The organism is Candidatus Zixiibacteriota bacterium (assembly GCA_036397555.1).
Classification (GTDB): Bacteria; Zixibacteria; MSB-5A5; order WJJR01; family WJJR01; genus DATKYL01.
Window position 1 is genome coordinate 23,840 of sequence record DASWIS010000035.1, and the last position, 21,629, is coordinate 45,468.

Genomic DNA, 21,629 nt, shown 5'->3' on the forward strand with positions numbered 1-21,629 from the left:
TTGCCGTCAGGGTCGTCACGCGGCATCATCTCCCAAATCAACGAATATCTCGCCGTTGTCGACACGCACGTCATAAGCACGGACCGGATAGGCCGCCGGCATGCGCAACACCGCGCCGGTGCGCACGTCGAAGCGCGCGCCGTGACGCGGGCATTCGATTGCGTGGCCGTACAATGTCCCGGCACCCAGGGGACCGTCGTCGTGTGTGCAGCGGTCGTCGACGACATGGATCGTCCCGCCGACGTTGCAGACCGCCAGCCGTGTGCCGGCGACCTCGACTACGCGCGCCTGTCCCACGGGGACATCGGCGACTTTGCCGAGACTGACCTCTGTCGACGGCATACTCAGCGTTCCTCCAAACGGCGGATAATCGTCGATCGCAGGCGCGATTGTGCAATGTCGGGGACATGCTGCACGATCGGCTCGATGAATCCTGCCACGATCAAGCGGATGGCCTCGGCGCGGTCGATCCCGCGCGATTCGCAGTAGAAAATTTCCTGCTCGTCGATGCGCCCGACCGTGGCCCCGTGCGAGCAGCGGACCTCGTTATTGAGAATCTCCAATTCGGGAATCGATTCGGCCTTCGCCTTCGGCGAGAGAATCAGGTTGCGGTTTTCCTGATATGCTTCGCAAAACGCCGACTTCTCATCGATCCGAATCAGGCCGGTATAGACCGAATCGGCATTGTCGCGAAGCGCAACCTTGAACTTCAGATCACTGCGCGTCCGACCGGAGGCGTGCCGGTGCACGGTGTGATGGTCGAAGCGCTGGCTTTGGTCGCCGATCGCCAGCCCGTAGATGTTGCTTTCACCGCCGGGCGCAGAGAGGATCGTGCCGCAATCGACTTTTGCCGAGGCGCCGCCCATCGACGTCATCACAACGTCGATGCGCGCATCCGAATCCAGGCGCGCGCGCTGGGTCATGTACGACGTCGTATTGCGATTCCAGTTTTGGATCGGTGCATAAGTGAAACGCGCGCCGCGTCCGACGAATGCCTCGACAATATGATGTGTGCGCTGCGGGATGGACGCCGCTGCACCGTCTCCGTATTCATCGATCAACGTCAGCGACGCGCCTTCGTCGACTATTACGAGCAGCCGACCAGCGACGTCGGTGAGATGCACCGGCTGCGCCGTGACCAGGTGCACCGGACGCGACAATTCCAGACCGCGCGGGACATAAACCAACAACCCGCCCGACCAGGCGGCATTGGTGAACGCTTCGAACTTCCCGAAGTCGGCGCCGATCAGCGACCCGAGATGCTGCTGCACCAACTCCGGCTTCTGCCGCGCACCTTCGTGCAGGTCCATGATCAGCAGACCCGCGCGCGAGAGTTCCTCGTCGACCGCCGTCTTCCAGACCAGACCTTCACGGATGTACGCGGCCGCCGCGACCGATTCCGGCCCGAGTTCGTCGGCGAGCACGGACGGAAATTCACGTTTCCCGGAAGCCGATGGTGCGGCGAGCGCCGCGGCACCATCTTGCGGGATGAACTGCTCGGGCGCCGTATAACGCCAAAGATGCGTGACGCGATCGGGCAGCGCTGAACCTGCGTATGCCGCCAAGGCATCCCGTCGGGCGCGCGTCAGCCACTCCGGCTCTCGGTAGAGCGCGGCGATCCGATCGAGAGTCGCGTCGCCGTTTGTCGGCACGGCTTTTGGTGTGGGACGCTGTTGTGTCAATGTCGCCATTAGCCGACTGATCCTTCCATTTCCAGTTCGATGAGCCGGTTCATCTCGACCGCGTACTCCATCGGGAGCTGCTTGACGAACGGCTCGAAGAATCCATTGACGATCAGCATGCGCGCCTCATCCTCGGAGAGGCCGCGGCTCTGCAGATAGAAGATCTGTTCTTCGGCGATCTTGCTGACGCGCGCCTCGTGCTCGATGCGGACATCCTCAGAGGCGATTTCCATGGTCGGGTACGTGTCCGACCGCGCGCTTTCATCCAGCAGCAGTGCGTCGCACTCGACCGACACCTTGCAGTTGGTGGCGTTCGGGTATGCCTTCACCAGCCCGCGATAGGAGGCACGGCCGGTCCCCTTCGAAATCGATTTCGACGTGATCCGCGAGGTGGTGTTCGGCGCGGCGTGAATCACCTTGGCGCCGGCGTCCTGATGCTGGCCATCACCGGCAAACGCCACCGAGAGAATCTCGGCCTTGGCGCGTTCGCCCATCAGGTACACGCAGGGAAACTTCATGGTCAGCTTCGAGCCGAGGTTGGCGTCGACCCATTCGACGGTGGAGTCCTTGTGTGCGACAGCGCGCTTGGTGACCAGATTGTAAACGTTGTTGGACCAGTTCTGGATGGTCGTATAACGGATGTACGCGCCGTCGAGCGCTATCAATTCGACGACCGCCGAGTGCAGCGAGTCGGTCGAGTAGACCGGTGCGGTGCAGCCCTCGATGTAATGCACACGCGCGCCCCGATCGGCGATGATCAGCGTCCGTTCGAACTGCCCCATGTTCTTGGCGTTGATGCGGAAGTACGCCTGCAGGGGCACCTTCACTTCCGTATCGGGCGGGACATAGATGAAGGATCCGCCGGACCAGACCGCCGAGTTGAGTGCCGCGAATTTGTTGTCGGCCATCGGAATGACCGAAGCGAAGTGCTCGCGGACGATGTCTTCGTTCTCGCGCAGAGCGGTATCCATATCCTTGAAGATGATTCCCTGTTTGGTGAGATCGTCGCGCATCGAGTGGTAGACCACTTCGGATTCATACTGCGCCGAGACGCCGCCCAGGAACTTCTGTTCCGCTTCGGGGATACCGAGACGATCAAACGTCTTCTTGATGTACGCGGGGACATCATCCCAATTGGTTTCCTGCTTTTCGCTGGAACGGACAAAGTAGCGGATTTTGTCGAATTCAATCGAATTCAACAGGGCGGTGTCGCCCCAGGTGGGCATCGGCTTGGCGAGAAACGTATCGAGTGATGCGTGCCGGAACTGCCGCATCCAATCGGGTTCATGCTTCAGTTGCGAAATCATCTCCACGACTTCGTGATTGAGACCAACCGGCGCCCGATGGAAGTACTCCTCCGGATCGGCGAACCCATAACGGGTCGCGTAGTCCTCGCGAACGCTGATGTCGTTTTGCTTTTGGACGTGCCGTGTTTTCGAAAGTTCAGTCATAATGCCGCGCTCCCTTCCTTATGCCACCGCGGCGGCGACTGCGTTGACCTCGTTGATGATCCAGTCGTACCCCTTCTCCTCCAGTGTCGCGGCCAGTTCGGGTCCGCCCGAACGAACGATGCGCCCGTCGTAGAAGACATGCACGTACTGGGGTTTGACGAAATTCAGTATGCGTTGGTAGTGCGTGACCAGGAGCACGCCCACGTTGCGCGCGACGACTTCGTTGATGCCGTGCGCGACAATCTTCAGCGCGTCGATGTCCAATCCCGAATCGGTTTCGTCCAACAGCGCGATTTTCGGCTGCAACACCGCCATCTGGAGAACTTCCAGACGCTTCTTTTCGCCGCCGGAGAAGCCATCATTGACATAGCGCGTCGCAAAACCCGGATCGATGCTGAGCTTTTCGAATTCAGCGAGCAGCGTCCGACGAAATCCCTTGAGCCGTTCCTCGTCGTTGTTGGTGATCGCTTTCAAGGCCGAACGCATGAAGTTGGCGACTGTCACGCCCGGTACCGCGACCGGGTATTGAAAAGCGAGGAACATGCCCTTGCGCGCCTTTTCGTGCGGATCAAGCTCGGTGACATCCTCGCCGTCGATGAAGACTTTGCCCTTGGTCAACTCATAGGACGGGTGCCCCGCCAGCGCGTTGGCCAGCGTGCTCTTTCCCGACCCGTTGGGGCCCATCAGCGCGTGAATTTCGCCAGGTCGGATCGCAAGCGAAACGCCTTTGACGACCTCCTTGCCCTCGATCTCCACGTGGACATTCTCACAGCGAAAGACTGCTTCATTGTGGGTCATCGTATCGTTCACTCCCATCGTTACCCCTTAGTTCACCGACTCGATGTCGGATCTCAGTTCAAACCGTTCTGGCGGCCGTGTGTTTCGAGCCAACAGTTCTTCGACCGTGTCTTTCAAGTGGCGGTGCAGCGCCACCGTCGCCTGCGCCTCGCCATCGATCAGATCCGCCAAGCGGATCCGGTGCAAAACCCCACCGAAAAGGCCGTCAAGGATACCCCACAGCGACCGCACCGAGCAAGCGCCGGAGTTTACGCAAATCGAAACCTGCCCGGCGTGCCGACCGCAGAAGTCAGCGTCGTACATCCGCCCGCCCAGCAACTCAAGAACGCGCCCGACACTGATTTCGGTCGGATTCCCCTTCAGGACATACCCTCCGGAGCGCCCGCGCACACTTTCGACGAGGTCGGCTTCGCGGAGTACCATAAGCAATTTGCGCGCATGGGCGACGGTAATCCCTTCGGCCTCGGCGATCTCATTAATCGTCAGCGAATGTTTGTCCTGCGCCCGCCCTAATTGAAGCAGGCACCGCAACCCGTACTCTTCTAAGGCGCTGATCTTCATGCGTTTATCTCGTCTGGCCACTCTTGGCCGTCTATATAGTATACGAAACAGTAATCTATTTGTGAAGAGGAATCGTGGCTTTCTGACAAGTCAAGTAGAAACCGGTCCGTGATCCCACTTGAGTCAGGCCAGAAGCCGAGTAGAGTCCGGCCAAGCCATTCGGCCACAAAGATTTGTCAACAGACGGAACTTGGTCAAGTCAGCAGAAGGGGAAACGATGATGGTCATCCGTATTGTATTCCAGGCATTCCAACCGAAGTTCGGCAAGGTCAAGGTAGAGTCGATGGTTGGTAATTGGGGGTTGAAGTTCCTCAACACCGCCACACTCAAGAGGGCCACCATGTCCAACAGATCTCTCAGGACCGTATGACACACGCGTTCTGGAGAGCGATTACGAGTGTTTCGCCGACTGAGAAGCCGCGTTTCACAAGGTCAACGCCGTGAAAAAGCGGCAGGAGTGCTAAAGCCCGTTCGTGTCAGTGACCGAATGCGGCCGACGGGAGATCGGCACCGCCGTTCGGTAACAGAAACAGGAAGCGTCAGCAGGACGCTTCCTGTTTGGATTTCGTACTGCACGCAGACTACACGGCGACTGTCGCGCCGCTCATGGCCTGTGTGAAACGTTTCGCAACCTCGTCCCAGTTGATCACCTTCCAAAAGGCGGCGATGTAGTCCGGACGGCGATTCTGATACTTCAGATAGTACGCGTGTTCCCAGACATCAAGCCCGAGGATCGGCGTGCAGGCGCAATCGACGACCCCCTTCATCAGCGGATTGTCCTGATTGGGCGTCGAACAGACGCAGAGCGAGTTGTCCTTGACACCCAGCCAGGCCCAGCCGGATCCGAATCGTGTCGTGGCCGCAGCCGCGAATTTCTCTTTGAACCCATCGAAGCCGCCGAAGGCGCTCTTGATCGCATTCTCCAGATCGCCCTTGGGTTGTCCACCGCCGCCCGGCTTCATCAGTTTCCAAAACATGGAGTGATTGAAGTGGCCGCCGCCGTTGTTGCGCACCGCTGTGCGCTTGGCATCGGGGACTTTGGATAAATCGGCGATCAACTGATGCACCGGCAAGTCGCCGAGTCCGGTGCCGTCGAGCGCGGCGTTGAGATTGTTGACGTACGCCTGATGATGCTTGCCATGATGGATTTCCATCGTCGTCTTGTCGATGTGCGGCTCCAGTGCATCGTGCGGGTACGGAAGATTGGGTAGCGTGTGCGGCATGTGCTGCTCCTCCCTGGATTATGAGTGGGCAATATAACGATGCTCAGCTTGATCCCTTAACGATTCCTTCGAAAACTTCCGCAAACTGCGCGCGCTGCGACGCGGTGCCGACCGTGACCCGGATGCAGCGCGACAACGGCGCTTCACCCGGCATACGAACAAAAACGCCATGCCGTTGAAGGCGCGCCAGAATATCCCGGGCACGATCGGCGCCGCCGATGTCGATGCAGACGAAGTTGGTCGACGACGCGATCGTCGGCAGCCCGAGACGATCGGCCAGTGCCATATACTCGAGTCGCCCTGCGGCGACTGCGTCGATGACGGATGTGATGAACGCTTGATCCCCCAGAGAAGCCAACGCTCCCGCTTGAGCAACCCGATTGACCTCAAATTGGTTGCGAATCTTGTTGACGGCATCCGTGACATCCGTGTGCGCGATCACGTATGCGATCCGTGCGCCCGCCATGCCATGGGCCTTTGAAAACGTCCGAAACCGAACTAATCGCGGATCATCCGTGCGGATCGCCGGCACCTCTTCCGCAGAGGCGAATTCGCCATAGGCCTCATCCAGCGCGAGCATGCAATCGGGCGGAAGCGAATTCAACAAGGCGTCAATGTCGACGGCGTGGTGACAGGTGCCGGAGGGATTGTCGGGATTGCCGAGATAGACCAAGCGCGCACCGAGTGCGTGCGCATTCTGCGACAGACGCTCCAAATCCTGGCGATCGTCGGCGGCATACGGCACACGGTGCAGCGTGCCGCCGTATCCGATTGCGTGATAATTGAATGTCGGGTAGGTACCCAGAGATGTCACGACGTGCGTGCCCGGCTCGACGAAGGCGCGGACGATCAAGCCGAGCAGTCCATCGATACCGCTGCCGACGACGATGTGATCGATGTCGATCCGGTGATGCGCCGCCAGCCCGGCGCGCAGATCGTAATTCTCGGGGTCGGCATACCACGACGTCTGCGCGATCGCGGCGCGCATCGCCTGCTGCGCTCCTGGGGAGATGCCGAAGGCGCTCTCGTTGGCGCCCAGGCGCAGGGCAAGTGGGGATCCGGTGCGTCGCTCGATCGCCTCGGGTGCAACGAACGGCACGCTCGGCGGCAGCGCCGCAACCGTCGTGCTCAACGGAGGACGAATCATGCTGGGTTTCATGGACATAGAGTGGGATTTCCGCCCTGCGACCCGACTCGCGAAGGACCGCATTATACGGATTCCCGGGATTGGCCGGGGCGGATTTCCTGCCGTCGAAGGAACTGAGACCCGATTTTTCGTGTTCAGCCCCGTGACCGTTGCGACGACACCCCCATCAATGATTATATTGATGAGCGGACGCGCGTTGTTCGCGGCGGCACAGGTTCGGATCGTGAACAAACCCCTGATCATCGTCGGAATGTCACTATTGGGCACCGCCTGGTGGTCCCCAACGCTTCAGGCCCAGGGCACGATCTTCGGCGTGGTCCGTAACGCCGACCTCAGTACACCGGGGACGAACGATGTGCGTTGGGTGGGATTCCTGGACAACACCGATGAAGAGATTCGCATCGAGACAAACGTCGGCTCGGGGTATGAGAGTGGAAACTGGTTCGACGATTTCCAGAACTATACGACCGAAGCGGCCGGCAATCCGTATGACTTCCACTTTGTGAACACCGCCAATGGCCAGGCATTACGACATGAAGGACCGATTCCGGACAACTCTTTTCAGCAGGAAGATGTGCAACTGGCTGTAACGTCGGTTCCCGCGCAGCCGACCGGATTGACAGGCGCTGTCATCGCTACGGCGACAGTCCGCTTGTCATGGGGCATGACCCCCGGGCTGAGCTACCATGTCTACCGGCGCGACGCCTCCAACAACAGCGTCTATCGCCGTCTGGATGACCCGACCGGCAATCTTGGCAATCCCGGTGTCGCCGATTCATTCTTCATCGACGCCGCCACTGATGGCGTCACTGACTACACCTATCTCCTCATCGCCGAAGATGATGCCGGAAACTGGTCGGCACACTCCGAAGAGTTGACGATTTCCTCGGGCGGCGATGCTTGCGCCTGCGACTGCTTCGGCGACCCGCAGTGTGACGGCACGGTCAATGTGTTCGATGTGGTTCTCGCAACCGGCGTTGCCTTCCGCAGCGAAGCCCCGATTCCCGATCCGAATCCGCAGTGCCCGCTTCTCACCACCGATGTCGACTGTTCCGGCGCAACGAACGTGTTCGACGTCGTCCGCTTCGTCGATGTCGCCTTCCGCAATGGAGACATCGGGGACGCCTTCTGTAATCCCTGTGCCCATTAGGCGCGCACGCTCGTTCCGAACTGACATATGCGCCTCAGGTGCGCGCTGGCCCTGACCAAAAGCTTGTCCGCCTTGGTGGACGGTCAGGCCACATCGCCCATTCCGTTTCCCCCGGTCATCCCCGCTCCCCAGCGCGGGCAGTGATCCTGTTGCATTCCTGCCCCGAAACCGTATCTTTCGCATTAGTCGGCCGCCCTGAAGCGGCCGGTCGCTCGCACACGCATCGACAGTACACAGAGTCGTAACCGGGTAACCTCACGAGGAGGAAGTATGCGTCATCGTATCGTTTTGGCGTTGGGGGCAATGGTATGCCTGGCCATCGCCGCCGGATCGGCCGGGGCCGCCGTGCCGCAGTTGGTCAACTATCAGGGGATCGTGCTCGACTCCACGGGGGTACCGGTGCCCGACGGCGTCTATTCGATGCGGTTTTTCATCTACGACGATGAGATCGCCGGGAGTGTGTTGTGGGCGGAGCTGAATCCCGCGGTGCAGGTGACCGGCGGAACATTCAATGTCCTGCTGGGTTCGATTGAGCCGCTGCACGACACGGTGTTCTCCGGCACCAACCGTTGGCTGCAAGTCCTGTTTGTGAGTCAACTCCTCACACCGCGGACGCAGTTGGTATCGACGCCATTTTCACATCGGATCTCGACGGTCGACGGCGCTTCCGGCGGCGACATTACCGGCGACGTGACGATTACCAGCAGTTCGATCGGAAATACGTTCGAAGTCGTCAACACCGGCGGCGGACGGGGCGGCCGATTCGAAGTGAGCGCCGGGAGCACCGAACCAGCCGTTCTCGGTGTGAGCATGGGCGCGGTGGCGGGGCAGTTTTTCAACGACGGCGGCGGGGACGGTCTCATTTCGGCCTCGACCGGCGCCGGGTACGGCGTGGACGCCAGCAGCTCATTCGGGACCGCCATACGCGGGGCGGCGGGGACATCCGGATACGGCCTGTATGGCAGCAGTTCGACGGGAACGGGTGTGTACGGGTCGTCGGGCAGCACATCGAGCAATGCCAAAGCCGTCCATGGTCATCTGACTACAACCTCTCCCGGATCGTACGCAGCAGCAGTGCGCGGCGAAAATGCCGGGACCGGCCTCAATGGCGTCGGTGTCTGGGGCTCGCATGAAGGCGGGGGTTGGGGAGTGTACGGTACGTCACAGAATATTCTGGGTCGCGGAGTTTATGGGTTGTCGAGCGCCGGAATCGGTGTGTTCGGTGAATCGTCCACCGGCGCGGGCGTGTACGGCTTCTCGGAAACCAGCTACGGTGTCTGGGGCAACAGCAACTCGACGCATGCGGTATTCGGCACGACCGGTTTGTCGGGCGCCGCCGGTATTTACGGTCGCAATACCAGCAGTGGCTCCAATGCCCAGGCCATTCGCGGAGTGCTCGACAATACATCGGCGGGAAGTTTTTCGGCGGCCGTGCGCGGTGAGAACAAGGGCACCGGGCTGACGGGAATCGGCGTGTACGGTTCTCACGCCGGCAGCGGCTGGGGCGTCTATGGCGAGGCGAATGGCGGGGCATTCAGCCGTGGCGTCTACGGCGCAAGCGACGACGGTGTCGGGCTCTACGGGCACTCCGACAATAACCTGTCGGGATACTTCACCGGCAGCCGAGTAGAGATCATCGGCGGCAGCGATGCCTCCATCGGCGGGTTTGCCAGCGGCTATCTCGTCCTGGGTCAATCGAACGCGGCGAACATTGTGCTGGATAACAATGAAATCATAGCGCGCGACAACGGCGTGTCAGCGATGCTGCACCTGCAGGCCGATGGCGGGCAGGTCGGCATCGGGGCGTCGGGCATCAGCTTTTCGTCGAACTACATTCTTGGCGTCGACGGCCGTGCGCTTTTTGAGGAGGTGGAAGTCCAACTCTCCGGTTCGTGGCCGGACTATGTGTTCGATGAGGACTACGAACTGATGCCGCTGGATCAGGTCGAGCGGCATATCAAAGATCGCAAGCACCTGCCGGGACTGCCATCCGCCAGCGAAATTGAAGAGGGCACACTGCCCTTGGGAGAGATGCAGACGAAGCTTCTGGAAAAGATCGAAGAGCTCACGCTCCACGTTATTGCTCTCAACAAGCAACTCGAATCGGCAGCCGGCGACAACGCGCAACTCCGCGAACGGGTTGCGACACTGGAATCGGCCAACACGGAGATTGACTAATGGAGACGCTACAACGGCAGTGCCGCAACGGCACCTGCGTTCGCGTTGCCGTGCTGGGCGGACTCACGGCGGCCATGTTGTGCGCGGTGTTGGATCGTCCGGCCGGCGCCGAAGGAGTGCCGATTTCGCACCAGTGGTATCGCGCCGCCTACAACGCCGGCGACACGGTACGGGTCACGCAGGACCATTACACGCATACGCCGCCCAACAAGATCGACATGATCGGTGTGCCGGAAGGCGGATATCACCGGATTCGTGCCGCCGCGCCGGGGATCGTCCGCGTGGCGATCGACGTCAATTCGGAATGCTGTTCGGACACGTTTACGAGCGGTGTTTCCGCCTGCGCGGGCTGCAATAATTTTGTCTGGATCGAACACCCCAACGGAGAGTGGACCAAGTACACGCACTTTATGCAGGACAGCGTATTCGTCGACTCCGGCGACTGTGTCAGCGCGGGAACGCTGCTGGGAATCGAGGGCGATGTCGGCCACACCAGCGGCGGGGCCTCCTGGGATCGTCCCGCCGATCCATGCTATGATCCCTCGGATACGACCGTTGTGGTCAACGGCAATCAGTGCGGAATCCATTTGCACTTTGAGGTGCTCTACGATCGTCTCGGTCCCGACCCACAATTGCGCATTCCGCTGGTCTGCGGGTCGGCGACGGGATTCTATGTGAAATCCGACACTTTGATTGCGGGATCATGCGGGAGCTTTTCGTGTTCGGCGGATATCCTCATGCCCGTCAGTGCGGTTGCGGGGAATCTGGTGCGGGTGGTGCAGGCGTCGAATTCGATTTCGGCTAACGGTTATGAAGTGCTCGACGATGCCAGCGTGGCCTTCATCGCCGGCAACAAGATCACACTCAGTCCCGGGTTTCATGTCGAGCGCGGCGCATACTTTCACGGCTGGATTGACGACTGCAATGGTCAGGTCAGCGGCTGCCCGAGCCCGTAGGACGGTATCCGATCCGGAATACCTGGGATCGGATCGGAACACGCACGTGAGACCGTGAGGCGATCATGAAACGATTCAGACCATACGCACTGGTGATCATGGCCGGCTTGATTGCGATCTTGCCCGGCGAGACAGCACCAACCGCGCGCGACAACCACACCGAACTTCGCCGTGACCGTCCCAATCCGGCGGCTACGCCAATCCCGAACGCGGACGTGAGTCCGGAAGCGGTTTCGACCCCCGGACAGCCGGGTACGACAGCCGAGATTGCCGACACGACCTTATCTGCGCCCGTTCAAAGTGAGCCGGAGCTGGCGGGGCCAGTGCCGGCGACCGTCGAGTCGGCGGGGTCGTATTCGATTCCGTGGCGCTCGATCAACGGCGGCGGACGACCAATAGCCAGCAGCGGCTTTTCGATCAACGCGTCGGTTGGGCAGTCGGCGATCGGGCTGGTCTCAAGCAGCGGTTACGAGGCGGGGATCGGTTATTGGTATGGAGTGCGCGCCGACTTCTCGGGCGCGTGCGGATGCGCCTGTCATGCCGATCCGGTATGCGACGGAGTCACAAATGTCTTTGATGTGGTCTCGGCGGTGGACGTCGCGTTTCGCAACGGGATGGCGACATCCGACGGCGATTGCCCCGCTGATCGTCAGGAGGTCAATTGCGACGGCGTGGTCAATGTGTTTGACGTCGTGATCTTAGTCGACGTGGCCTTCCGCAACGGCAGCACGACACAATACTGTGACCCGTGCCAGTGCACTCCGTATCCGGGCGGATGCCCATAGGCGCCCGGCGAATGCCAATGGGCGATACTTTCTCCGAGCTTCTGCCCAGTTGCCGAATCGGGAAATCGTATTATATTGCCGGGGTCGGGCTGTCGGACCCGGCGTAGCCGTGTCCCTTACCACATTGTGATTGCCTGACACTACCGACCATTTTGTGAATCCGCGTTTCATCCAGGCGGCACGAGGTACAGCAGTAACACTTGAATTCTGCCGATCCTTAAGGTGACAGCAGGGCGACCGATCAATTCGATTCTGCAATACTTATGCTGCCAATTGCGTCCACCGGAATGACGACCCGATTCCCGCTACCCGCAGCAATCGCGCTCGCGATGGCCGTTTGGGCGACGCCGGGGCCGGTGCAGAGTCAGGCGACTTCGACTGACCATGATCGTTCGCGGATTGTCGTCAGGTTGGCGCCGTGGCAGGGCGCTGCCGGTTTTGTGACCAAGGGGAACACGGGGCGGCCCGCGTTTGATCGCATCCTCGACGATGCACACGTCACCTCCCTGCGGCAGATTTTTCCGCCGTCCCCGCGAAGGGCAGACCTCCAAATCAAAGCTGCCGAATTGGGCATGCACGACTATGTCGTCATCGATGTCCCCGACGGCACTGATCCTGACGCTCTGTTGTCCACGCTGACCAAGAGCCCGGATGTAGTGCGCGCGGAGTTTGATGTCGTCGCGCGAATCGCCACGGCGGGCGTGACGCCGGATGATCCGTTCTTTGCGACCCATCAATACTCACTGGCCAACGGCGGCACCCAACCCCCCCATGATCCGGGGACAGCCGGCGCTGATATCGAGATGGAGGCGGCTTGGGCCATCGCTACGGGAGACACGGGGACAATCCTGGCCATCCTCGACACCGGCATGGACACCGACCATCCCGACCTGATCGGACGGCTGTGGATCAACGAGGGTGAAGAAATCGATGATTTCGACAACGACGGCAATGGATTGATCGATGATCGCTTCGGCTGGAATTTTGAATCCAACGGCCCGTCGGTCGAAGATGGCCATCAACATGGCACACACGTGGCGGGAATCGCAGCGGCGATCGGGAACAACGGCATCGGCGTCGCGGGTCTGAATTGGAACTGCCAGTTGATGATCATCAAGGTCCTGGGCAATGACGGCTCCGGATCGGCGGCAGGCGTCGCATCCGGAATCGAGTACGCAACCGATATGGGGGCCGATGTCATCAGCATGTCGCTGGGATCATCGGGGATGTCGTCCGCCGAGAGCACAGCGGTCGCCTACGCCGTCGCCGCAGGCGTCGTGGTAGTGGCCGCATCGGGGAATGATGGTGTCGGCACGCCGTTTTATCCGGCCGCGTTCGACGGCGTCGTGACGGTCGGCGCGACCGACTCCCAAGATCGGCGTGCATTGGACCTGTGCGGTGCGCCCGGATCGAATTTTGCACCTTATCTCGATGTCTGCGCGCCTGGCAAAAACATCTGGAGCACGATCCCGACGTTTATCATCGCCACGGGATGCGGTCCGGGAGTGCAAACCGGGTATGGGAATCTCTCAGGCACCTCAATGGCGACGCCGCATGTGTCGGGGCTGGCATCACTCATTTTCGGGATGCGTCCCGACTACACCGCCGACTCGGTCAAGCGGCTGATTCGGGTGTCGGCGGAGGATGAAGTCGGCATCCCTTCGGAAGACACGCCGGGATTCGATATCTATCACGGCTGGGGACGCATCAATGCCCGCGTTGCGCTGCAGGCGCTGGCGTACGACTTCCCGCCGATCATCGCCGACGTCGATACGCAGTATGTGGTCGAAGCCGAGACATTGGTGGTCGCCATTGCCGCATCCGACTCGAATTTTACGGAACCCTCGTTGACGATGGAACCGGCGACGAACGCTATGTTGATCGATCATGGCGATGGAACGGCGGAGATCGTCTACACCCCCGATTACTCGCAGGCGGGCACGCAGGATTTCACTGTTTATGCCTCCGACGGCTCCCTGGCCGACACGCATTCAGTCACGGTCGTGACCCTGCAGGGGTGCTTCTGTCCGTGTCAGGGCGACCCGGTTTGTGATTCGGTTACGAACGTGTTCGACGTGGTCAAATCAGTGGATGTCGCCTTCCGCAGCGGCCCTCCCCTTATCGACGAATCGTGCTTCCCCCATCCTAGCGGGCGCACCGATGCCAACTGCGACAGCGTGACCAATGTCTTCGACGTGGTCAAATTTGTCGACGTTGCCTTCCGCAGCGCCCCCGCAGTCTTCTGCGATCCGTGCTCGCCTTAAACGAGGTGAGCGGGTGCCCTTGGGCATGACTGCACAACCTTACCGAGACTGTCACCTGGAATCGAAAATCTCGCGTACGCCCCCATCCCCCGAAACCGCCCTGTGAAAACTCCGCGTTCGTGCGTATAATATTCACACGGGGCGCAATCCGCCCCCGGCAGTACACCCCTCTTTCTCCACCCCATCCGCGACAATTCGTGTAGTTTGTACCTGTCCCTGAATTGGGAATGGACTCCATGGCCGATTGCCGGGAAAGAGCAGCCCGTCCCCCAAGATTCTCGACGTGCGGATTGGCGTCATGCGCCGCACTGATCGCGATATTCTGCAGCTCCATTCCCGTCGCCTTCGGACAACCGTCGTCGCCGTCTCCGGAAATCGGCGGATTGATCGTCAAGGTCCGGCCCGGCTTTCTGCCGTCGGATCAACTGCGCGGCACATCATTGGCGATCGGTGCAGCATTACGACAGGATGAGGAAGAAATCCTGCGTCGTTGCCGGTCGTTGGGGATTACAGATACGAAGCGATTGTGGACGGCGGCCGAGTCCTCCGTAGCGGCAACATCGCCTGATGTGCACCCCGGTCTGCATACGTTTGTCATGGCACTGGCCGATGAGTCCGATCCCAAGGAAGTCGCAAGGCGCCTGTCGGCGTTACCGTGGGTCGAGTATGCCGAGGTCGACCGACGTGTCGAATTGCACGGCGCGATACCGGACGATCCGCTGTTTGCCCGGCAATGGAGCATGCAAAACACCGGGCAGCCGTACTGGCATGTGCAGAGCGTCCCCGGCGACAACAACGACACACTGACCGAACGCACCGGCACGCCGGGGGCGGACGTGCGGATGCTAACAGCGCACAATCATACGGGTCCGCGCGCGACGGTCATCGTCGGCGTGATCGACACCGGCATCGATCCGGAGCATCCCGATCTGCGCGACCATGTCTGGCGCAACCCCGGCGAGATCCCCGGCAACGGGCTCGATGACGATCACAATGGATTCGTCGATGACGTCGACGGTTGGGATTTTTCCGGCGATATCAGCGCGACCCCGCTTGATCTGACCGCCGACAACAACGTGCGCGACGACGTCGGGCACGGGACGCATGTCGCCGGCATCATCGGCGCGGTGCCGGATAACGGCGTGGGGATCGCCGGCGTGTGTGCATCGGCGCGCATCTTCTGCGCAAAGAATTTTCCCAACTCATTCTTCTCGGTTTCGGCGCAGGCGATCTACTATTGTGTCGCGCGCGGCGCGCAGGTGATCAACATGAGCTGGGGCGGCGCGTTTCGTTCGCGCGCGCTGGAGGATGCCCTGCAGTACGCGCACGCACGGGGCGTCGTACTCGTCTGCTCGATGGGCAACTCCGGGCAGGATGAGGTCTTTTATCCCTCCGGTTATCCGACCACGATCGGAGTCGGCGCGTCGACCGCCGACGATCGCGAGGCGACGTTTGCGACGTACAACGACTTCATCGATTTCACCGCGCCGGGTCAGGAGATTCTGTCGTTGCGCGCGGCGGGCACCGATCTGTACGCCGATGCCGGTGAAGCGGGATCGTACATCGTGCAGGGCAACTACCTGATCGCCTCGGGCACCTCGATGTCGGCGCCGCACGCATCCGGCGCAGCCGCGGTGCTCTTGTCACTCGCACCCGGATTGGACAACGAACGTGTGCGCAACATTCTGCGCAGTACTGCCGACGACATTGTCGATCCATACGGCACCGGCGAAAACTATCCCGGATACGACCGATTCACCGGAGCGGGTCGTATCAACCTGGAGCGCGCCATCGCCGCACTCCCCGGCACGTTTGTCGCTATCACGGAGCCGCAGCCGTACACGTGGGTGCGCGGACCGGTCGTGATCACCGGATCGGCGTACGGCCCGGCATTTGGGGGCTACCTCGTCAGTGTCGCGTCCGGGCATACCCCGAGCGAGACCGACTGGAGCATCGTCGCGCAGTCGAACAAGCCGGTGTCAAACGGCACAATTGCCGAGTGGGATAATGGCCCGCTGCGCGGGCCATACACGTTGCGCGTTGATGCCGGCCATGACGCGGTTCGTGAGATTCGAATCACTCTGCACGGAGACGTGGATGTCGCTATCACATCTCCCCGGCCAGGCGATACGATCCGGCTGTTGTCCGCTGTCATCGGCACGGCCGCAGGACACGGATTCGCGTCGTACGAATTGACCGCGTCGGGACCGTTTCCGGCAACGACCAGCCGGCGGATCGCTCTGTCGACACGCCCGCTGTGGGACGACACGCTGGCGATCTGGCGTACCGATCCGCTTCCTGAGGGAGACTACCTGCTCTCGCTGCGGCTCAGCAGCGATTCCGCATCGCCGGTGTTCTCGGTGCCGGTGACGGTCGCATCACCATTCGCCGACGGCTGGCCGGTGCCGTTGCAGGGGGTGTCACACTTCGCGGTCACGGCGGTCAATCTCGACGGGGCCGGTGACGACGAGATTGTCTGTGCGACCCAGCGCGGAATGATGGTTTTGCGATATGACGGCACCGCATACCCCGGATGGCCGCGTGACACGCTGCCCGATGTGACGTCGCCGGCAGCGATCGCCGATCTGGACTTCGACGGCAAATTCGAGATCATCGTCCCCGGCGACTCGCTAATGTATATCTATGCCTTCATCGGCGAGCAGTACGCCGGATGGCCGCAGCCCTTCGAGCGTGTCTACAACATTTACGGCGGCGCATTGCCCACGGTCGGCAATGTCGACGGGCGCGGCGCGTTGGAGATTCTGGCCATCGACCGTTTCGGCGTCATTCAGGTGTGGAATGCCGACGGTACCGAGTACCGTCCGCAGGACGGCGGCTCGTTCGGGAGTGTGGCCAATGCGAATTCCGTTCAGACCTGGCTGCCATCCGCGAGTGTCTGCGATCTCGACAACGACGGACGTCCCGAACTCATTGCGGCAGCAGACAACATCCTGATCTTCGACGGACGCACCGCAAAACCGTACCGGGAGAATCCCTCCGCGACAATCGCGTCGCACCACTCGGTCCTCGGCATGGTGATCGGAAACTTTGTCGGCGGCCCGGAGCGCGAGATTGCTTACGCAGCGACCGATGCCTCATCCAGCGATATCTTCTTCACGATGATCGACGCGCGGGGAACCGTCCTGCCCGGCTGGCCGCGATCCATCCCGCATACGCTCGACCGGTACTTGCTGTATGCGCTGTCCGCCGGAGACATCGATGGCGACGGCTCCCCTGAAATCTTTGGCGCCCCGTATTCGCTCGATGAGGGGTATCTCTATGCCTTCCACGCCAATGGCGCTCCGGTGGGGTCCGACTCGACAAACGGGCTGTTGGCGACGCTCCCGGGCGCGGCATCCTCGGTCGCTATCCTCGACATCGACGACGATGATGAGCCGGAAATCGTGTTGCGTGTCGGCTCGATCCTGACCGGTCCGGATCGGGTCTTTGCCTTCGAAGCAGATGGTTCTCTGGTCTCCGGGTATCCGTTGACGTTCGGGTTCGGGTCGGTCATCACTCCGGCCACGCCGATCATCGCCGACCTGAATCGCGACGGACGCACCGATATGGTGACATTGCAGTCGACCGACCGTCTGCTCGCGCTTTGGAAGTTGCCGACGCCGATGGACTACGCCGTGCGTCCGTGGCCGAAGTTTCGCGGCGATTCGTGGAATACCGCTGTGCTCGCCGACCCGCATTACGACATCATCTATGTCACGAAGCTGGTCGTCGCGATGCTGCGCGGTGGCCCGCAACTTCCCCCTTATGAACCCTCAGATCTCAACTGCGACGGTGCGATCGCCGTCGCCGACATCGTTCGCCTGATCGACTACCTGTTTCGATTCGGACCGGCGCCGTGCGTGCCGTGAAACTGCCTGGCGGGCGAACCGGCCAGAATCGTAGTGGCACGGCGTGCCGTGCCCACAACCACTATCGAGGAATTGCCAGCCGCACAATCGGCCGTCCGGGCGAGCGGCGTTCGACTTCTTTGAATCCCGCTTTGCGGAAGGCCGAGAGTGTCCCGGTCCAGATGAAGGCATCGGGGGCGTGGTCGGTTTTGGTTTCGTGGGGGTATGCCTCGATGAGCCGCGCGCGTTTACTCTTGGCGAGCTTGACTGCCGCCCGGATCAATTCGGTGCTCAGCCCCTGCCGCCGATACGGACGTGCGACAAACAGACACGTGATCGACCAGACCGGTTTGTCGTCGACCGGCGCGAGGATACGCGAGCCGCCCAGTCCGGGATATTCCTCACGCGGCCCCACCGCGCACCAACCCGCCGGCTGACCGTCTACGCAGGCAATCACTCCCGGCTCGACGCCCGAGGCGATCAGCCGCTTCATCGTCCTCTTATTGCCGTCGCCTTTGTCGCGCAGGTACTGCGCGCGCGGCTTGCGCGCCCACATGCACCAGCATCCGGCGCAGGCGCCACGCGGACCGAAGAGCGTTTCAAAGTCGCCCCAGCGTTCGGGCGTGACGGGATGAATCTTGATGGAGGAGCGTGTCGCGGGCATCGATCTCTTCGACGGGAGCAGCCGCGTCAGTTGCCGTCGCCAGAGCTGCGCGGCGCCGAACCATCGGGATTAGTCAACAGTTCAACTTGCAGGCGACGCACGCCGCGTTCGATTGGGGCGCTCTCGGGTATATCGGGCTGCGCCGTAGCGCCCAGTTCCCGAAACTTGCGGGTGGAGACGAGCACGCGCGATTCCAGCGAACCGACCGATTCGTTGTACGCCGCCGTTGCCGACTCCAGCGATTTGCCGACGCGGATATAGTGCTCGACAAACTTGCTGATTCGTTCATGCAGTTCCGCGCCGAGCTTGCTGATCTGCGCCGCGTTTTCGGTGAGTTGCTCCTGCCGCCATCCCAGCGCAACCGTGCGCAGCAGAGCAATAAATGTGGTCGGTGACGACAGGATCACGTTGCTGCGAACCCCCTCCTCGTACAGGTTCCGATCCACATCAACCGCCGCCGAGAAAAACGACTCGCCAGGGATGAACATCACAACGAAGTCGGGCGTCTGATCGAACTGACTCCAGTAGGCCTTGCCGGAGAGTTTCTTCATGTGGTCGCGCACGTGCGCGGTGTGACGACGCAGGTGAGCCGCGCGTTCATCGTCATCGGCGGCTTCGACCGCGTCCAGAAAAGCCACCAACGGGACCTTGGCGTCGACGACGATCGTCCGCTCACCAGGAAGATGCACGATCATGTCAGGACGCTGTCGTCCCTCATCGGTGTCGACCGACTGTTGCTCATAAAAATCGCAACGCTCGCTCATGCCCGCCAATTCGGCTACGCGACGCAAAGTCAACTCGCCCCAGCGACCGCGAACCTGCGGCTTGCGCAATGCCTGCCCGAGATTGGCGGTCTCGCGTTTTAACAGATCTGTGGCCGCCGTCACGGTCTTCAACTGCTCTTCGATAGTCCCGTACGCATGCTGGCGGGTGCGTTCCAGCTCCTGAATCTGCTTTTCGTAGCGGCTCAATGAATCGGTCAACGGCTTGATCAGGGCATCGATGGACTGTTGACGCTCGCCGGCCTGCTGCCGGAACTCTTCGAGGCGCTCTTTGAGGACGTCACCGGACAGCGCCTTGAATGCATCGGCGAGATTTTTTTTGCTCTCTTCGATAAACTGCCGCTGCTCTGCCAGGTTTTGCGAGGATTCGGTCAGCTTGTGCTGCGTGACCGCCAGTTCCTTGCGTGTTTCGCCATGGGCTGTGCGCTCGGTGTCGTACAGTTCGCGCAGCTTCAGAATCTCACCGTCCTTCTGGTCGATCTGCTGACGGACAATTTGCAGCGTATCGGCGCTGGGTCCCTCTGGTGCCGGGCGTCGGCCCGAACGAGCCGCGAGCCACGCCCCCAAAGCTCCCACAAGCAGGCCGGCGATCAGATACAGCCAAACCATCGTTGCAGATCCTCCTGACACTAAGCGAAATGCCCGGCATCTATCAAGTCAATCGCTTCATGCCGGGGCAATCACATTCTTTCTTGACAGAGGGATGCCCGGGTGTATCGACCCCCCTCGGTTGTCCCCTGCGAGGCGCATGGCGAGCACAAAGGTAGCCGATTTGCCGGTTGAGGGCACCTGGGCAGTACGGCGTTCCTGCCTGTAAAGATGCATGACCCGGCCAGTGCCGAAGATGATTTGATCCGTTATATTGAACATTCTATACTATTTGGCCTTGCTCAAACCATGAACGCCGAATCCTCCGGACCCGACCTCTCCCGTCTGCGCATCCATCGCGATGAGGGCACACCGGTGCATGCGGTCGTGAATCGGAACCCGTGGAAGTTTGCCGTCATCGCGACGGTCGTTCTGGCCGTCATCGTCACCGTCCTGTTTCTGCAGTTGCGCGGGGGAGTTGCGGTCGTGGAGGTGGCAAGCGTGCAACGGCTCGCACCGGCGGCAGCGCAGTCGCTGCTGACTGCGACCGGGTATGTCGTGGCACAGCGTCAGGCGGCCGTCGCCTCGAAGGGTACCGGACGACTGGAGGTGCTCAATGTCGAGGAGGGCGATCAGGTCAAATCGGGCGATGTGATCGGTCGGCTGGAATCCAACGATGTCGAGGCAGCGCTGGCCTCGGCGAGGGCTTCCGTGGCACAGGCCGATGCCGAATGGGAACGTGCCAGGGCCTTGTTGCATGAGGCGGAACTGAACTACGACCGCATCAAGGGGTTGCTGACATCATCCCTGGCTTCGCAGTCGGAATTCGACAACGCCGAGGCACAGTTTCGCACGGCGCAGGCCGGAGTCAATTCGGCGAAGGCGGCGCTCGACCGCGCCCATGCCGACCAGGACTATGCCGCCGTCGCCGTCGAGAACACGCTCATTCGCGCCCCATTCGACGGAACAGTCCTGACCAAGGACGCCGACGTCGGCGAGGTGGTTGCGCCGTTTGCGGCGTCGTCATCGTCGCGCGGCGCATTGGTGACACTGGCGGATATGTCGTCATTGGAAGTCGAGGCCGATGTCTCCGAGTCGAACATCCAGCGCGTGTCGGTCGGCCAACCGTGCATCATCACCCTTGATGCCCAGCCCGCCGAACCGTACGCCGGTTATGTGAAGAAGATTGTCCCGACAGCGGACCGCTCAAAGGCAACCGTCTTAACAAAGATCGCCTTCGACCAACTCGACAGCCGCGTGTTGCCGGAAATGTCGGCCAAAGTCGGTTTTCTGGCCAGCGGCCAATCGGCCGCGGAACTGGGAACCGGCACGGTCCTGACCGTCCCGACAACCACGCTGACGACCAAAAACGGACAGACTCTCGTTTTCCGGGTCAGCCATAACCGCGTTTCTGAAGTCACGGTACAGACGGGAAGAATCCACGGCGGGGTAACGGAGATTGTGTCGGGACTGGACGCGGGTGATATTGTCGTCGTCAATCCTCCTCACAACCTGCACGACGGGGATGATATCGAACTCAAAGAGTAACCAA

16 protein-coding genes are annotated in these 21,629 nt (G+C 61.0%); 7 read left to right on the plus strand and 9 right to left on the minus strand.

Annotation, left to right across the window (positions count from 1 at the left end; translation table 11 throughout):
- Positions 1-15: 15 nt before the first annotated feature.
- The 7 genes from VGB22_10695 to VGB22_10725 all read right to left on the minus strand — a co-directional run bounded on the left by VGB22_10695 (position 16) and on the right by VGB22_10725 (position 6,874).
- Positions 16-342, minus strand: a complete 327-nt coding sequence (locus tag VGB22_10695) for a non-heme iron oxygenase ferredoxin subunit (protein HEX9751734.1) — start codon at positions 340-342, stop codon at positions 16-18.
- Between the two features lie 2 nt (positions 343-344).
- Positions 345-1,691, minus strand: a complete 1,347-nt coding sequence (gene sufD / locus VGB22_10700; GenBank protein ID HEX9751735.1) for a Fe-S cluster assembly protein SufD — start codon at positions 1,689-1,691, stop codon at positions 345-347.
- The gene (gene sufB, locus VGB22_10705; protein HEX9751736.1) at positions 1,691-3,133 is read right to left on the minus strand and encodes a Fe-S cluster assembly protein SufB; all 1,443 of its coding nucleotides are present in this window, start codon (positions 3,131-3,133) and stop codon (positions 1,691-1,693) included. The genes sufD and sufB overlap by 1 nt, the downstream gene beginning before the upstream one ends.
- Positions 3,134-3,151: 18 nt before the next feature.
- Positions 3,152-3,931 (minus strand): Fe-S cluster assembly ATPase SufC, encoded by a 780-nt coding sequence (gene sufC / locus VGB22_10710; GenBank protein HEX9751737.1) that lies wholly within the window; start codon positions 3,929-3,931, stop codon positions 3,152-3,154.
- A gap of 27 nt (positions 3,932-3,958) precedes the next feature.
- Positions 3,959-4,492: an Rrf2 family transcriptional regulator gene (locus VGB22_10715; protein ID HEX9751738.1), complete on the minus strand. Its 534-nt coding sequence runs from the start codon at positions 4,490-4,492 to the stop codon at positions 3,959-3,961.
- A 581-nt stretch (positions 4,493-5,073) separates the two neighbouring features.
- Positions 5,074-5,715, minus strand: coding sequence for a superoxide dismutase (locus tag VGB22_10720; GenBank protein HEX9751739.1), 642 nt, complete (start codon positions 5,713-5,715; stop codon positions 5,074-5,076).
- Positions 5,716-5,758: 43 nt separating this feature from the next.
- Positions 5,759-6,874 (minus strand): aminotransferase class I/II-fold pyridoxal phosphate-dependent enzyme, encoded by a 1,116-nt coding sequence (locus VGB22_10725; GenBank protein ID HEX9751740.1) that lies wholly within the window; start codon positions 6,872-6,874, stop codon positions 5,759-5,761.
- Between the two features lie 169 nt (positions 6,875-7,043).
- Between VGB22_10725 and VGB22_10730 the strand changes: the two genes are divergently transcribed.
- From VGB22_10730 to VGB22_10755, 6 genes are all read left to right on the plus strand, one after another.
- On the plus strand, positions 7,044-8,012 hold the full coding sequence (locus tag VGB22_10730; GenBank protein ID HEX9751741.1) for a hypothetical protein: 969 nt from the start codon (positions 7,044-7,046) through the stop codon (positions 8,010-8,012).
- Positions 8,013-8,282: 270 nt separating this feature from the next.
- On the plus strand, positions 8,283-10,190 hold the full coding sequence (locus VGB22_10735) for a hypothetical protein (GenBank protein ID HEX9751742.1): 1,908 nt from the start codon (positions 8,283-8,285) through the stop codon (positions 10,188-10,190).
- A complete protein-coding gene (locus tag VGB22_10740; protein ID HEX9751743.1) occupies positions 10,190-11,146 on the plus strand; it encodes a M23 family metallopeptidase in 957 nt (318 codons plus the stop codon). Before VGB22_10735 ends, VGB22_10740 begins: the two co-directional genes overlap by 1 nt.
- 65 nt (positions 11,147-11,211) lie before the next feature.
- Positions 11,212-11,931 carry a hypothetical protein gene (locus VGB22_10745; protein ID HEX9751744.1) on the plus strand — a complete coding sequence of 240 codons (720 nt, stop codon included), beginning with the start codon at positions 11,212-11,214 and terminating at the stop codon, positions 11,929-11,931.
- Between the two features lie 287 nt (positions 11,932-12,218).
- Positions 12,219-14,195, plus strand: coding sequence for a S8 family serine peptidase (locus tag VGB22_10750; GenBank protein ID HEX9751745.1), 1,977 nt, complete (start codon positions 12,219-12,221; stop codon positions 14,193-14,195).
- Between the two features lie 290 nt (positions 14,196-14,485).
- Positions 14,486-18,064 carry a S8 family serine peptidase gene (locus VGB22_10755; protein HEX9751746.1) on the plus strand — a complete coding sequence of 1,193 codons (3,579 nt, stop codon included), beginning with the start codon at positions 14,486-14,488 and terminating at the stop codon, positions 18,062-18,064.
- A 61-nt stretch (positions 18,065-18,125) separates the two neighbouring features.
- On the opposite strand, the gene VGB22_10760 is transcribed toward VGB22_10755, so the two are convergent.
- The gene (locus VGB22_10760) at positions 18,126-18,707 is read right to left on the minus strand and encodes a GNAT family N-acetyltransferase (protein HEX9751747.1); all 582 of its coding nucleotides are present in this window, start codon (positions 18,705-18,707) and stop codon (positions 18,126-18,128) included.
- A 26-nt stretch (positions 18,708-18,733) separates the two neighbouring features.
- Positions 18,734-20,098, minus strand: coding sequence for a DNA recombination protein RmuC (rmuC, locus tag VGB22_10765; protein HEX9751748.1), 1,365 nt, complete (start codon positions 20,096-20,098; stop codon positions 18,734-18,736).
- Positions 20,099-20,386: 288 nt separating this feature from the next.
- On the opposite strand from rmuC, the gene VGB22_10770 reads away from it, so the two are divergent.
- The gene (locus tag VGB22_10770) at positions 20,387-21,625 is read left to right on the plus strand and encodes an efflux RND transporter periplasmic adaptor subunit (protein HEX9751749.1); all 1,239 of its coding nucleotides are present in this window, start codon (positions 20,387-20,389) and stop codon (positions 21,623-21,625) included.
- Positions 21,626-21,629: the final 4 nt, after the last annotated feature.

Excerpts from the sequence above, each read along its gene's own strand:
- VGB22_10725 (HEX9751740.1), bottom strand. The coding sequence starts at position 6,874 with ATGAAACCCAGCATGATTCGTCCTCCGTTGAGCACGACGGTTGCGGCG.
- sufC (HEX9751737.1), bottom strand. The coding sequence starts at position 3,931 with ATGACCCACAATGAAGCAGTCTTTCGCTGTGAGAATGTCCACGTGGAG.
- sufD (HEX9751735.1), bottom strand. The coding sequence starts at position 1,691 with ATGGCGACATTGACACAACAGCGTCCCACACCAAAAGCCGTGCCGACA.
- VGB22_10770 (HEX9751749.1), top strand. The coding sequence starts at position 20,387 with ATGAACGCCGAATCCTCCGGACCCGACCTCTCCCGTCTGCGCATCCAT.
- rmuC (HEX9751748.1), bottom strand. The coding sequence starts at position 20,098 with ATGGTTTGGCTGTATCTGATCGCCGGCCTGCTTGTGGGAGCTTTGGGG.
- VGB22_10760 (HEX9751747.1), bottom strand. The coding sequence starts at position 18,707 with ATGCCCGCGACACGCTCCTCCATCAAGATTCATCCCGTCACGCCCGAA.
- VGB22_10740 (HEX9751743.1), top strand. The coding sequence starts at position 10,190 with ATGGAGACGCTACAACGGCAGTGCCGCAACGGCACCTGCGTTCGCGTT.
- sufB (HEX9751736.1), bottom strand. The coding sequence starts at position 3,133 with ATGACTGAACTTTCGAAAACACGGCACGTCCAAAAGCAAAACGACATC.
- VGB22_10695 (HEX9751734.1), bottom strand. The coding sequence starts at position 342 with ATGCCGTCGACAGAGGTCAGTCTCGGCAAAGTCGCCGATGTCCCCGTG.
- VGB22_10715 (HEX9751738.1), bottom strand. The coding sequence starts at position 4,492 with ATGAAGATCAGCGCCTTAGAAGAGTACGGGTTGCGGTGCCTGCTTCAA.
- VGB22_10750 (HEX9751745.1), top strand. The coding sequence starts at position 12,219 with ATGACGACCCGATTCCCGCTACCCGCAGCAATCGCGCTCGCGATGGCC.
- VGB22_10720 (HEX9751739.1), bottom strand. The coding sequence starts at position 5,715 with ATGCCGCACACGCTACCCAATCTTCCGTACCCGCACGATGCACTGGAG.
- VGB22_10745 (HEX9751744.1), top strand. The coding sequence starts at position 11,212 with ATGAAACGATTCAGACCATACGCACTGGTGATCATGGCCGGCTTGATT.
- VGB22_10730 (HEX9751741.1), top strand. The coding sequence starts at position 7,044 with ATGAGCGGACGCGCGTTGTTCGCGGCGGCACAGGTTCGGATCGTGAAC.
- VGB22_10735 (HEX9751742.1), top strand. The coding sequence starts at position 8,283 with ATGCGTCATCGTATCGTTTTGGCGTTGGGGGCAATGGTATGCCTGGCC.